Annotated in this window: 17 protein-coding genes; 8 read left to right on the forward strand and 9 right to left on the reverse strand. The window is 67.4% G+C overall.

Features of this window, described 5'->3' with window-relative positions; all coding sequences use genetic code 11:
- Together ACRDPS_RS13790 and ACRDPS_RS13795 are read right to left on the reverse strand one after the other, a co-directional pair.
- Positions 1-338 (reverse strand): PH domain-containing protein (locus ACRDPS_RS13790; RefSeq protein ID WP_431502216.1); only part of this gene is annotated, 338 nt, incomplete at its 3' end.
- A gap of 29 nt (positions 339-367) precedes the next feature.
- A complete protein-coding gene (locus tag ACRDPS_RS13795; RefSeq protein ID WP_431502217.1) occupies positions 368-1,696 on the reverse strand; it encodes a GH1 family beta-glucosidase in 1,329 nt (442 codons plus the stop codon).
- 77 nt (positions 1,697-1,773) lie between these two features.
- Here ACRDPS_RS13795 and ychF point away from each other — a divergent pair, with 77 nt between their 5' ends.
- The 4 genes from ychF to ACRDPS_RS13815 are packed head-to-tail and all read left to right on the forward strand — an operon-like array spanning position 1,774 to position 3,941.
- Positions 1,774-2,847 carry a redox-regulated ATPase YchF gene (ychF, locus tag ACRDPS_RS13800; protein WP_431502218.1) on the forward strand — a complete coding sequence of 358 codons (1,074 nt, stop codon included), beginning with the start codon at positions 1,774-1,776 and terminating at the stop codon, positions 2,845-2,847.
- A 33-nt stretch (positions 2,848-2,880) separates the two neighbouring features.
- Entirely contained in the window at positions 2,881-3,162 is a 282-nt protein-coding gene (locus tag ACRDPS_RS13805) for a type II toxin-antitoxin system RelE/ParE family toxin (protein WP_431502219.1), read from the forward strand.
- A 9-nt stretch (positions 3,163-3,171) separates the two neighbouring features.
- The gene (locus ACRDPS_RS13810; protein ID WP_431502220.1) at positions 3,172-3,474 is read left to right on the forward strand and encodes a HigA family addiction module antitoxin; all 303 of its coding nucleotides are present in this window, start codon (positions 3,172-3,174) and stop codon (positions 3,472-3,474) included.
- Positions 3,471-3,941, forward strand: coding sequence for a GNAT family N-acetyltransferase (locus tag ACRDPS_RS13815; protein ID WP_431502221.1), 471 nt, complete (start codon positions 3,471-3,473; stop codon positions 3,939-3,941). The genes ACRDPS_RS13810 and ACRDPS_RS13815 overlap by 4 nt, the downstream gene beginning before the upstream one ends.
- A gap of 22 nt (positions 3,942-3,963) precedes the next feature.
- Here ACRDPS_RS13815 and ACRDPS_RS13820 read toward each other — a convergent pair whose 3' ends face one another.
- The 3 genes from ACRDPS_RS13820 to ACRDPS_RS13830 all read right to left on the reverse strand — a co-directional run bounded on the left by ACRDPS_RS13820 (position 3,964) and on the right by ACRDPS_RS13830 (position 5,626).
- Entirely contained in the window at positions 3,964-4,446 is a 483-nt protein-coding gene (locus ACRDPS_RS13820; RefSeq protein WP_431502222.1) for an NUDIX domain-containing protein, read from the reverse strand.
- A gap of 209 nt (positions 4,447-4,655) precedes the next feature.
- Positions 4,656-5,075 carry a DUF1761 domain-containing protein gene (locus tag ACRDPS_RS13825; RefSeq protein ID WP_431502223.1) on the reverse strand — a complete coding sequence of 140 codons (420 nt, stop codon included), beginning with the start codon at positions 5,073-5,075 and terminating at the stop codon, positions 4,656-4,658.
- Positions 5,076-5,269: 194 nt separating this feature from the next.
- Positions 5,270-5,626 carry an iron chaperone gene (locus tag ACRDPS_RS13830; protein WP_431502224.1) on the reverse strand — a complete coding sequence of 119 codons (357 nt, stop codon included), beginning with the start codon at positions 5,624-5,626 and terminating at the stop codon, positions 5,270-5,272.
- Between the two features lie 176 nt (positions 5,627-5,802).
- On the opposite strand from ACRDPS_RS13830, the gene ACRDPS_RS13835 reads away from it, so the two are divergent.
- Entirely contained in the window at positions 5,803-6,588 is a 786-nt protein-coding gene (locus ACRDPS_RS13835; protein WP_431502232.1) for a thioesterase family protein, read from the forward strand.
- Entirely contained in the window at positions 6,585-7,184 is a 600-nt protein-coding gene (locus ACRDPS_RS13840) for a hypothetical protein (protein WP_431502225.1), read from the forward strand. Before ACRDPS_RS13835 ends, ACRDPS_RS13840 begins: the two co-directional genes overlap by 4 nt.
- 36 nt (positions 7,185-7,220) lie before the next feature.
- On the opposite strand, the gene ACRDPS_RS13845 is transcribed toward ACRDPS_RS13840, so the two are convergent.
- The 4 genes from ACRDPS_RS13845 to ACRDPS_RS13860 form a co-directional block, all read right to left on the reverse strand.
- The gene (locus ACRDPS_RS13845) at positions 7,221-8,414 is read right to left on the reverse strand and encodes a N(5)-(carboxyethyl)ornithine synthase (protein ID WP_431502226.1); all 1,194 of its coding nucleotides are present in this window, start codon (positions 8,412-8,414) and stop codon (positions 7,221-7,223) included.
- 116 nt (positions 8,415-8,530) lie between these two features.
- Positions 8,531-9,343 carry a class I SAM-dependent methyltransferase gene (locus ACRDPS_RS13850; RefSeq protein ID WP_431502227.1) on the reverse strand — a complete coding sequence of 271 codons (813 nt, stop codon included), beginning with the start codon at positions 9,341-9,343 and terminating at the stop codon, positions 8,531-8,533.
- A gap of 277 nt (positions 9,344-9,620) precedes the next feature.
- Positions 9,621-10,079 carry a nuclear transport factor 2 family protein gene (locus ACRDPS_RS13855; RefSeq protein ID WP_431502228.1) on the reverse strand — a complete coding sequence of 153 codons (459 nt, stop codon included), beginning with the start codon at positions 10,077-10,079 and terminating at the stop codon, positions 9,621-9,623.
- A 23-nt stretch (positions 10,080-10,102) separates the two neighbouring features.
- Positions 10,103-11,008, reverse strand: a complete 906-nt coding sequence (locus tag ACRDPS_RS13860; protein WP_431502229.1) for an SDR family NAD(P)-dependent oxidoreductase — start codon at positions 11,006-11,008, stop codon at positions 10,103-10,105.
- A gap of 96 nt (positions 11,009-11,104) precedes the next feature.
- Between ACRDPS_RS13860 and ACRDPS_RS13865 the strand changes: the two genes are divergently transcribed.
- Both ACRDPS_RS13865 and ACRDPS_RS13870 read left to right on the forward strand, forming a co-directional pair.
- Positions 11,105-11,770, forward strand: a complete 666-nt coding sequence (locus tag ACRDPS_RS13865) for a TetR family transcriptional regulator (protein WP_431502230.1) — start codon at positions 11,105-11,107, stop codon at positions 11,768-11,770.
- A gap of 210 nt (positions 11,771-11,980) precedes the next feature.
- On the forward strand, positions 11,981-12,185 hold a 205-nt coding region (locus tag ACRDPS_RS13870; protein WP_431502231.1), incomplete at its 3' end, for a hypothetical protein.

Below are 12,185 nucleotides of genomic sequence, written 5' to 3' on the forward strand. Positions count from 1 at the left end.
ACCCGGGAGAGCGGCACGATCTCGTCGACGACGGTGAGCCACCCGTGGCGTACGTGGACGGCGATGTCGGTCACCTCCCACCGGTGGATCCGGAACCGGATCCTGGGCACGAAGGTCAGTCCGGGCACCGGTGCCAGCACCAGCAGAACCACCGCGACCCAGATCAGCCACGTCCACCACCCGGTCGGCACCAGCAGGGCGGTCACGACGGCTCCGACGGCGATCGCCAGCCAGATGACCGCGCCGATGGCCTCAGACGTACGCCAGTAGGCCGGTGCTCGCTCGGAGACCTGATGGGCGGGTTCGCGCAGTCGCTGCGGTGCGTCGGGACCAGTCACGGTTGGCGAGCATATGGTGTCGTCGCCCTTTACCGTCGGGATTTGTGCTCGGCGATTACGGACGAGTACCAGTCGAACGACTCGCGCGGCGTGCGGACGAGCGTGTCGTAGTCGACGTGCACCAGCCCGAACCGCTGGGTGTAGCCCTCGGCCCACTCGAAGTTGTCCATCAGCGACCAACAGTAGTAGCCGGCGATGTCGATGCCGTCGGCGACGGCCTCCTCGACCTGACGGAGATGGAGGTCGAGATAGGCGATGCGGTCGGCGTCGCCCTCGCCGGGCGCCGTGTTGTAGGAGGCCCCGTTCTCGGTGATGACGAACGGCGGGTGCTCCGGATAGCGCTGGTGCAGCGCACTCAGGAGCTCGTGGAGCCCGTCGGGGACGACCGGCCAGCCGAAGTCTGTGGTCGGGTATCCCGGGATCGGCGGCTGCTCGATCGGGTTCGCCGCACCCTCGGGCGCGGCAGCCGCCGCGGTCGGGTTGTAGTAGTTGAGGCCGTAGAAGTCGAGCGGAGCGCTGATCAGGTCGAGGTCGCCGTCCTGGACCGGGAACAGCGGCGCCAGGTCCTCCGGATAGCTGCCGAGCAGGACCGGGTCGGCGAACGCGTGGTTCCACAGCGTGTCGAGCAGGCCGGCGGTGGCGACGTCCGCCTCCGCGGAGGTCGCCGGCCAGACCGGCATGTGGTTGGTGGCCGTGCCGATGCTGGCCGCGCCCGCGGCGCGCAGCGCCTGGACCGCCAGCCCGTGGCCGAGCAGCAGATGGTGTCCGGCGGGAAGCGCGTCGAAGACCAGGCTCTGACCAGGCGCATGAGTGCCCAGGGCATGCCCGAGCACGGTCACCACGTTCGGCTCGTTCACCGGGCACCAGTGCGCGACGCGGTCGGCGAGGCGATCGGCCAGCACGGCTGCGTACTCTCCGAATCTCTGCGCCGTCTCGCGCCCGAGCCAGCCTCCGTGGGCGTCCTGAAGTGCCTGCGGGGTGTCCCAGTGGAACAGGGTCGCCATCGGCGCGATGCCGTTCGTGAGCAGCCCGTCGACGAGCCGGTCGTAGAAGTCGAGCCCCTGCTGGTTGACCTCGCCCGCGCCCGTCGGCAGCACTCGGGACCAGGAGATCGAGAACCTGTACGCATCCAGCCCGAGCCGCGCCATCAGCGCGATGTCCTCCTCGAGCCGGTGATAGTGGTCGCACGCCACCGCACCGCTGCTCTTGTCGACGATCCGGCCGGGTTCGGCGCAGAAGGTGTCCCACACCGAGGGGCCCCGTCCGTCCTCGTCGGCGGCGCCTTCGATCTGGTACGCGGCGGTGCTGGCGCCGAAGCGGAAGGCGGTCGGGAGAGTGGTGCCGGGAAGCTCGCTCACACCGCAGAGTTTGCCTGGCCGACCCCAGCCCCGTCCGCGTTTCGGGGGATGGCGGCGTACGCCAATAGACTCGGCGCGTGGCACTCACCATCGGCATCGTGGGACTTCCCAACGCGGGCAAGTCGACCCTCTTCAACGCTCTGACCAAGAACGACGTACTCGCGGCGAACTACCCCTTCGCCACCATCGAGCCCAACGTCGGCGTCGTCGGGGTGCCCGACGAGCGGCTGCCGGAGCTGGCGAAGATCTACGGGTCGCAGAAGCTGCTGCCGGCCACGGTGCAGTTCGTCGACATCGCCGGGATCGTCCGCGGTGCGAGCCAGGGCGAGGGGCTGGGCAACAAGTTCCTCTCCCACATCCGTGAGTCCGACGCGATCTGCCAGGTCACCCGGGTCTTCCGCGACGACGACGTCACCCACGTCGACGGCAAGGTCGAGCCCGCCAACGACATCTCCACCATCCAGACCGAGCTGATCCTCGCCGACCTCGAGACGGTCGAGAAGGCGATCCCGCGGCTGGAGAAGGAGTCGCGCAAGCAGCCCGACCTCAAGGCCAACCTCGCGGCCGCGCAGGAGGTCAAGGAGGCCCTCGAGGCCGGCACTCCGATCATCGCCACCAAGATCGACCGCGCGCTGATCCGCGAGCTGATGCTGCTCACGGCCAAGCCGTACATCTTCGTCTTCAACTGCGACTCCGACGAGCTCGCCGACGACGCCCTGAAGGACTCCATGCGCGAGCTGATCGCACCTGCCGAGGCGATCTTCCTGGACGCGAAGTTCGAGTCCGAGCTCGTCGAGCTCGACGAGGACGAGGCCCGCGAGTTCCTCGCCGACGCCGGCGTCGAGGAGCCCGGCCTGGACATCCTGGCCCGCGTCGGCTTCGACACCCTCGGCCTGCAGACCTACCTGACGGCTGGGCCCAAGGAGGTCCGCGCCTGGGAGATCCCCAAGGGCGCCACCGCCCCCGAGGCCGCCGGTGTCATCCACACCGACTTCCAGAAGGGCTTCATCAAGGCCGAGATCATCTCGTACGACGACCTCATCGCCTCCGGCTCCGTCGCCAAGGCCAGGGATGTCGGCAAGGTGCGCATGGAGGGCAAGGACTACGTCATGGCAGACGGGGACGTCGTGGAGTTCCGGTTTAACGTCTAGCGTTATTGACGCTCTCCGTTATACTCTGGACTTGTGATCAGATCTTTCGCTGACCGCGACACCGAGCGCGTATGGCGTCGCGAACCGGCGAAGCGACTTGATCCGCGAATCCACAAGACAGCGAACAGGAAGCTGCACCTGCTGGACGCTGCCACGGTGCTGGAGGCGCTGCGGGTGCCGCCCGGCAATCGCCTGGAAGCGCTCAAGGGTGACCGGGCTGGACAACACAGCATCCGCATCAATGACCAATGGCGGATCTGCTTCCGTTGGACAGATGCTGGCGCTGAAGACGTCGAGATCGTGGACTATCACTGAGGAGGGATGATGTCTGAGAAGCTCTACCAGCCGATCCACCCGGGGGAGGTCCTGATGGAGGACTTCATCGCGGGGTTCGGCATCACGCAGAACAAGTTGGCGGTGTCGATCGGTGTGCCGCCGCGGCGGATCAACGAGATTGTCCACGGCAAGCGCGCCATCACTGCCGACACGGCGTTGCGTCTGGGGCGATACTTCGGCATGGACCCTCAGTTCTGGCTCAACCTGCAGACGCGATACGAACTGGAGATTGCTCAGGACCGTGTCGCCGGGCAGGTCGCTGCGATCGAGCCGATCCGTCAGGCCTCGTGAACTCGAACCGGATCGTTCGTACAGCGGAAGAGGGCGATCTGGACACCGTCGTCTCGCTGCGTGCTGAGATGTTCGCTGCTATGGGTGTTCCGGCTGAGTCGGGTGAGTGGCAGCGCAACGCGCGTACGTGGTTTGCCGAAAGGCTTGATGATCCGCGCTGTCGGATCGTCGTCGTGGAAGTGGACGGACTCGTGGTCTCGTGTGCGCTGGGCACGATCCGCGATGCGGCTCCCTCGCCGTCGGTACCTCGAGGTGGCGACGTACTGATTAGCAATGTCAGCACCGCTCCAGGCGCTCGCGGGCGCGGTCATGGACGGGCCGCGTTCGATGCGGTGATGGACTGGGCCCAGGCCAGTGGGGTCGAGCGTGCCGAGTTGCTGGCCACCGTCGACGGCCGCGCAATGTACGAGCGGGCAGGGTTCAAGGAGACGGGACACCCAGCCATGCGGGCAGACCTGCGCCCCTGAGGTGTCGGCGCTGAATCGGAGGTTAGGTGCGATGGCGACCTGTCAGAGATGAGCAGCCGTTGCCATCTCCGTCGTGAGGTTGTTCGGCGGCGGAATACGGTCGGGTTCCGGTAGTGGCGACCTCGATGCCACGCAATATGGCCGGCAGCGCCTCCGGATGGGCGTGTTTCACGCTCAAGAGCTCGCGTGCGCTGAACCAGCGAAGATCATCGTGTTCTGCTGGGGCGGCGTTGTACGGCTCTCCAGTCCATTGCGTGACAAGAAATGCGTGCATCTGGACAGTCGGATCATCGACGGTCATCGGGATTGGTCGCGGTTGATCGATCTGGACGCCGATTTCTTCACCGCATTCCCGGATGACTGCTTGGCGCGGTGACTCTCCCGGCTCGACGTGCCCACCGCAGAGTGCCCAGCTGTCGGGATACGCCCGTCGCTGTGGGTGGCGATGCGCCATCAGCACCCTGCCGTCGCGCACCAATGCAGCTACTGCGATCGAGATGCCCATGGTGCCAAGGTAGCGACCCGGACCGACACATCGGATTTCGTACGCCGGCGCTCGTGCCGCTCTGCCCGACGATGGCTGCACGGGCTCCCGAGTGCGGAAGCAATCCCGCCGGGTGCACCGATCGTGCACGTGCTCGATCCGTGCATATTCGACAGGCACCGGGGTGCACGAATCGTGCATGTGCGTGATCCGTGCACGCAGCGCGTCGCCTATTGCAGCAGGGCCACGGCGAGTGACATCCCGAGGAACAGCACGAGCTGGTACGCGCTGTTGATCATGGTGAGCCGAGCGGGCTTCTGCTCGAAGCCGTTGTGCTGGGCCAAGGTCGACAGGGAGAAGCCGAGCCACGCGGTGAAGCCGACGGCCAGGTGGAGCCAGGGCGAATCACTGCTGAAGAACGCGGACGCGATGGAGCAGGCGGCGGCGAGGGCCAGCGCGGTCACGACGATCGACGCCACGAGGATTGCGAACGGACCTTTGCCGGCCTTCGCCGAGTCCTCCTTGGTCACGCCGGTCAACTGTCGCCAGGTGCCGCCGACGAGGCCCCAGTCGCTGTACCAGACCCATGCGATTGCCATTCCGACCACGATCGCGGCCGCCACGGCCGGCCAGCTGACGCTCAGCTCCACGGGAGACTCCTACTCGACGAATGGGGCGTCATCGAGTTCAAGGTCGGACGCCTGGCGTTATTCACTCTCTTCGTCCTACTTTGCGTGTGATCAGGTCTTTCGGAGACGAGGACCCCGAGTGCATCTGGCGCGAGCAATCGACCTCGACGTCGTGGAGTTCCCGCTGCGGAGCATCGGAACCTACGCAGAGGGGCTCAGTCGTCGGCGTGCTTTCTCGATGCTTGTGCGAGCCGGGTCACGAGATCATCGGGGATCGTCTTGCGCGGTGGGAAGGTGATGCCCGTCTTGCTGGCTCTGAGGCCTGCCGCCGCAATCTCCGCGGCATGATCCGAGAGCGCGGGCGCGAGAAAGTACAGGCCGATCTGCTTGCTGAATGCCGCGTAGCTCGCCACGACGGTGCCATGGATCCTGAACCCGGGCATGTTGTACGCCGTCATCTCATCTGCTTCCGGCAGGGCCTCGCTCAGGAGGTCCCGCAGGTGAGTGAGGACCGGGCGGAACGCCTCGGGCGCGGCGGCGATGTAGGAGTCGTGGTCAGCGATCGTTGCCATGTCTCTGCCTTCCTCTCAGGTGCGGAGATCCTAGCTGTGGCGGGTTCGCTTTTCGGGGACAAGTACGCCGGATACCGCCGGGCCAACCGTCTCGAGCGGCCCAAGGGTGACCGCACCGAGCAGCACAGCCTGGTGATGCGACGGGGTTGGGGTCCTGCTTCAATGTCTGAGTGTCCATGGCCTACTTCGAACGTACGGGCTCTTCCGTCTTTCGCCCGACCGAGCACGTCGGCGGGGCATGGAACAGCGACGAGCAGCACATCGCTCCCGCGCTTGGCTTGCTCGTGCACGTCGTCGAGCAGGACCGAGACGTACGTCGCGACGACCGGCTCGTCGTCGGCAGGCTTTCCTACGACATCTGGGGCACCGTCCCGCTTGCCGAGGTCGAGACCTCGGTCCGAGTGTTGCGTCCCGGCCGCACGATCGAGCTCGTCGAGGCCACGCTGACCCATGCCGGACGGACTGTCGTGACCCTGCGTGCGTGGCTCATGCAGGGCAGCGACACCACGGCCGTCGCCGGCACCAGCCTCACCACCATGCCACCGCCCGACCGCGTGCCCGCATGGGACCCGACCACCGTCTGGCCGGGCGGGTTCATCGCCTCGGCGCAGGTGCGCCGCGAGCAGGCCGAGCCGGGGCGCGCGCTGGTCTGGGCCCGCACGGACGTTCCCATCCTCGACGATGAACCGATCAGCAATGTCGCACGTACGGCCGGACTGCTCGACATCATCAACGGCATGACCGTGCGGGCCGATCCGCGTGAGGTCGCGTTCCCGAACCTCGACCTCACTGCGCATCTCGTGCGCGAGCCCGTCGGCGACTGGCTCGGCTTCGACGCCTCAGTCTCCTTCGGCAAGGCCGGACTCGGGGTCACCAGCAGCGTGCTCCACGACGAGACCGGCCCCCTCGGCACCATGTCCCAAGCCCTGACGATCCGTACGTCCTCTGGAGGCAACCGATGAGTGTCTGGACAGAATCCGTCAAGCGCGGCTGGGCGAACCTGGTGGGTCCCGAGGCCACCCGCGCGAACACCACGATCGCCCTCACGTCCGCCGTCCTCGGAACCGTCGGAGCCGCGATGTGGGCGAGGCGCAGCGGCGCGGGCGGAGGGTCGGCGACGGTCATGGCCGCGATGGCCGCGGACCTGATCGGCGGCGCGTACGTGAACAACACCCGCGCATCCGTCCGGTGGTACGAGCGTGTCGGCCAGGGTGAGGGTGAACACCTCACGTTCGCTGCGCTGCACGGACATCCTGCCCTGGTCGCCTGGGCGGACCATCGCATCGGCGAGCGCGACAACGCCGCCATCTGGGCCCTGTCCCAATACGGCTACATGATGCTCTCCACAGCCGTCATCCGACGTTCCCCGACCCATCGGCGCAGCCTGGGGCTGGCTCTGACCGCAGGCGGTCTCGTTCTCGACCGCGCCCTCGGCAGCTCCACCGTCGCTCCGTGGTTCGCCTGGTCCTACTACCCCAAGCTGCTGATGGGGCATGCGGCGGGATCGCTCCGGCCGGATGCGGACATCGGCGTGGCGGAGCCCCGCTCCGAGGTCTGAGGCTTCGCTGGGAGCCCCGCTTCAGCGTCTGGGCGCCTATGCGGCGCGTACGTGTGGATAGGCCGGGGAGCGGCCTTGGAAGCTCAGGATGCTCGGGTTGCTGATCACGCCGTCTTGGATCTCGATCGCCCCCGAGACCGTCGGATTCGCCGCCCACGCGGTCGGTCCCTCCATGACGATGCGCAGGAACGGCAGCAGCGCCTCGCTGATCTCCCAGGTGGCCGAGTTCCAGAGGTACGAAGGGGTGTGGTCGACCGCGTAGTAGTTGACGCCCTCGCCGACCGTGAACATCGGGTCATCGAAGGTGGTGGGCTTCGCCCACTCGAAGCCCATCGCCTCGTCGCAGGAGACGTCGACGATCAGACTGCCCGGTGCGAACCCCGCCAGGTCCTCGGTCCGCAGGTAGGTCAACGGTGCCGCGACGTCCTGGAGCGTGCAGTTGACGACGATGTCGTGCGATGCCAGGAAGTCCGGGAGCAGGACGTTTCCGTCCTTCGTCAGCACCTCGCTGAGGTGGGTCTCGCCGTCGTCGGTGTGGAGCTGGGCGATGTGCACACCGTGGATCGGGGAGCCGACCGCCGCGGTGCCGCGCTGGGTGAGCACCTGGATGTCGTGGATCCCCTGTGCGTTGAGCGCGGTCACCGCACCTCGTGCCGTCGCACCGAAGCCGATGACTACCGCGCTGCGACGAGGCCCGTACAAGCCCGTGGACCCGATCAGGCGCAGGGCATGGAGCACCGAGCAGTAGCCGGCGAGCTCGTTGTTCTTGTGGAACACATGCAGGCTGAAGTCACCGCGACCGCTCCAGTGGTTCATCGCCTCGAATGCGATCAGCGTGAGCCGGCGGTCGATCGCTGTCTGCGTCAGCGCGGCGTCCTGCACGCAGTGCGGCCATCCCCACAGCGTGCGGCCCTCGGGGATCGCGGCCACGTCGGCCGCCTGCGGCTTCGGAAGCAGCAGCACGTCGGCCGCCTCGATCACCGCGGAGCGATCCGCGACCCTGCCGACCCGCGACTCGACGTAGCCGGGCTCCAGCTGGAAGTCGGCGCCGTAGCCACGCTCGACGATCATCCGCGCGCGGAGATCCGCGTCGATCAGATCGAGGTGATGAGGGTGGATCGGCAGCCGATGCTCGTTCTCCATCGAGGAGGTGGCGAGCATCCCGAGGGTGAGCAGCGAGCTGGTCGACGAGGCGGGGACGGTTGAAGAGGGTGGAACAGCGCCGGACATCCGGACTCCCATCATTGGGGAACCAGAGTCAGCTCCTGGCGCGAGCGTACGCGCACCCTGTCCTGCGTACGCGATCGTCGACGACGCGACCGTGCTGGCCGGTGATCAAGCCGTCCTCACCAGGGCTTCTGCGCCCGCACGCTGGTGAACTCGAAGAGCCAGGCCCTGAGCCGCGGGTCGAGCATCAACGTGCAGAAGCGCTCGAGGTCCTCTTCATCGAGTCCGGCCCGCAGCAGCAGCGGCCACGCCTGGCGGATGTAGTTGCGATAGAGGATGCCGCCGGTGCCGCCGCCGACGGTGGACTCCAGGTGGCGCTCGCAGTGCACGTTCACGAGCCCCGCGCGGACCAGGAAGTCGTCTGCCTCGTGTGCCCACTCGTACGAGATCCCGGCCGGGCGCCCGACCCGGTTGATGGTCACCTCCACCACGTTCCGGAACAGGTCGGCGTCCGCACGGCTCGGGGCCGAGATCGGCTCGAACGACGGTCCGAGATACTCCCCGAGCACCAGCCAGCCGCCCGGCGCGAGGTGGTCGACGAGCTCGGTGACGATCTCCCGGCGGCGGCGTAGGTGCATGAGCACGAGCCGGGCGTGGATCAGGTCGAACGGGCCACCGTCGGGCACGCCGTCGTCGAGGTCGTGGCGGCGTACGTCGATCGTGGGCCCGCCGGTCAGGCGGGAGGTCTCGATGTCGACGGCCACCACCGAGCCCTCGGGTCGTACGCGGTCGGCCATCCAGCGGGCGATGCTGCCCGAGCCCGCTCCGATCTCGAGGCAGCGCTGGCCGCGCCGGATCCCGGTGGCTGCCAGCGCTGCCGTGGTGTGGTCGTCGAGCAGCAGCTCGAGGCACTCGAGCTGCTCGCGGCCGAGGTCGGTGCCGGTGTCGAGCACATAGTCGGTGCTGCGGTCGATCTTGGAGGTGGTGGTCATGGATGTTTCGCCCTTCCATCGCGATGTGCGGTCCTGTTCGCTGTCCATCGTGAGCGGGCGACCTTGCCTCGGCCTTACATCGGCTTCATGCTTGGGGCACCTTGTCGAGGAAGCCACGTACGTCACGGATGCGCTGGTCCGCGTCGAGGACGGACGTCACTCTCGGTGGTCTGCATCTGGAGACGTTCGTCCCCGCCGACGACCGGGCACGACAGGTTCTGAGCGCCTGAGCCATCTCCGAGAAAGGGACGTCGCGCCGACCGTACGAGCCTGAAACTCAGGGGGCGCTGGCGCGGAGGAGGCCGGCGTTCTCCTGGTAGGTCGCGGTCAGCTTGACGCGGTCGAATCGCCACCCGTTCTCCGTGCGCACCGCGGTGTTGTCGTAGAAGCCGACGACGAGCCAGCGGTTGGCGCCGCCGTCGGCGAGCTCGTCGGGCACCCAGTGCTCGGCGCGTACGTGGGCGTGGGCCGTCGCGTGGTCGCCGTCGATGTCGATGACGTGACCGGTGATGACGTGGTGCGTCGCCAGGAAGGGAGCGAAGGACCCGCGAAGGATCTCGACATAGTCGTCGAGCGACGTCTCCATCGGCGCGATCGCGGCGACGGACTCGAAGTCGACGACCATGGGGTCGGTGTGGACGAGGCGGGGGAGCTCATCGAAGCTCTTCTGGTCGGCGATGTCGGCATAGCGGCCGAAGAGCTCGATGATCTCTGCGCGGTCGGATTCAAGGTTCATGATTCATCTGCTTTCGTTTGAGATCAGTTGTCGAGGGGGATACGTACGCCGGTGAGCTCCTCGGAGGCAGCCCACAGTCGCTGCTGCGCCGCCTGGTCGTAGGAGTCGGAGCTGGAGGTCACCACCTTCGGATGTCCACGGAGCTCGCCGCGGCCGCCGGGCCCGTAGTACTGGCCACCGATGGCGGCCGGGTCGGTGGCTGCGCGCAGGGTGGGCAAGGCGCCCATCGCGGCCGACTGGGTGAGCAACGGCGTGAGCCAGGTGAAGGGGACCCGGACAGCGGCGGGTGTGTTGCGCGCGAGCTCCGTGTTGGACCCTCCAGGGTGAGCGGCCAGCGCGACCGTGGTGCCGTGGGATGCGAGCCGGCGCTGGAGCTCGTAGGTGAACATCAGGTTGGCGAGCTTGGCCTGGCCGTACGCCGCGACGCGGCTGTAGGAGCGCTCCCACTGCAGATCGTCGAAGTGGACGGCTGCCCGGATGCGGTGGCCGATGCTGCTGACCGTGACGACTCGCGAGCCGGCGACGGGCAGGAGCTGGTCCAGCAGCAGTCCGGTGAAGGCGAAGTGGCCGAGGTGGTTGGTGCCGAACTGCAGCTCGAAGCCGTCCGCTGTGGTCTGCTTCGGTGTGTACATCACGCCGGCGTTGTTGATCAGAAGGTCGACGCGCGGGTGGGCGGCGCGCAGGTCGGCCGCCGCCGACCGGATCGAGTCCAGGGAGGCCAGGTCGAGGGCCTGGACACTGACGTCGCCGGTGATGCGAGCGGCGGCCTGCTTGCCCTTCTCCACGTCGCGTACGGCCAGGACCACCTGTGCACCGCGCTCGGCGAGCATGCGTGCGGTCTCGAAGCCGAGCCCGGTGTTGGCCCCGGTCACGATCGCCACCCTGTCCCGCTGGTCGGGAATGTCCTGCTCGGTCCAGCTGTCACTCATCGTCTCCCCTAAGGAACCATCGGTCTGTTGTAATCAATTTAAGAGACCAGTGGTCTAATGTCAAGGGACCGGCGGTCTTTAAGCTAAACTGGTGCTGTGACATTCCAACGAGCGCGGAGCGATGAGCAGCGCGAGATCCGTCGCCGCGCGATCCTGGACACGGCCGCCGCGATGCTCGACGAGATGCCCGTCGCTGACGTGAGTCTCAACGAGCTCAGCCGGCGAGTGGGCCTGGCCAAGTCGAACGTCCTGCGATACTTCGAGTCGCGCGAGGCAGTGCTGCTCGAGCTCCTGGACGACTTCTTGGCACGCTGGCTCGACGACCTGGGGGAGGCGCTGGCCGCAGGCGTCGAGGCGCAGGCGTCACCCGAAGTCCGGGCGGGCCAGCTCGCCGACGTGCTCAGCCGGTCGCTGGCGGAGCGGATGGTGCTGTGCGATCTCTTCGGCGCCCAGGGCGGCGTCCTCGAGCACAACGTCTCGGTCGAGGTGGTCAAGCGCCACAAGCGTTCCTCCCACGCCAAGCTCGAGACCATGGGCGAGCTCGTGTGCCGTAACCTGCCCGAGATCGGCGACGGCGCGCCGACGTTCTGCATCATGGTCCTGGTGACGGCCGGTGCATTCGCTGCGTACGTCCCGCCACCGCCCAGCCTCCTCGCCGCCTACGCTGACGAGCCGGAGCTCGGCGTGCTCCACCTGGACCTGCGCGACGCCCTGCAGACCGCTTTCACCGCGACGCTCGTGGGCGTGCTGCCGCGCCGCTGAACCCTTCCAGCTCGCTGGGTGGGCATGCGGGCACGCGGGCAAGCGGTCTAGATACAGGCGGAGCTCGTCCGCGGGTGGCAGGATGCGGGCGCCCGGCATCAGGTGTGGGCGGGAGCCGACGTGAGGGTTGTTCTCGTCCGGTGTCGGTTAGGGACGTCGGGTGAACCTGATCGTGCCGTCCGGTAGTCGCTCGTGGGTGTAACCGGGAGCATGGGCCAGCCGGTGGTGATGGGGGCACAACAGGACCCCGTCTTTGAGGTCTGTCTTTCCGCCGAGTGCCCAGGCTTGGAGGTGGTGGGCGTCGCACCATTCTGGTGGCATGTCGCAGCCTTCGGCTTGGCAGCACTTCTGCTGGAGCCGGAGTGCTTTGCGTTGGATGGGTTGGAAGAATCTGCTGTCGCGGCCGGCGTCGAGG

The organism is Nocardioides sp. (assembly GCF_050699375.1).
Lineage (GTDB): Bacteria > Actinomycetota > Actinomycetes > Propionibacteriales > Nocardioidaceae > Nocardioides.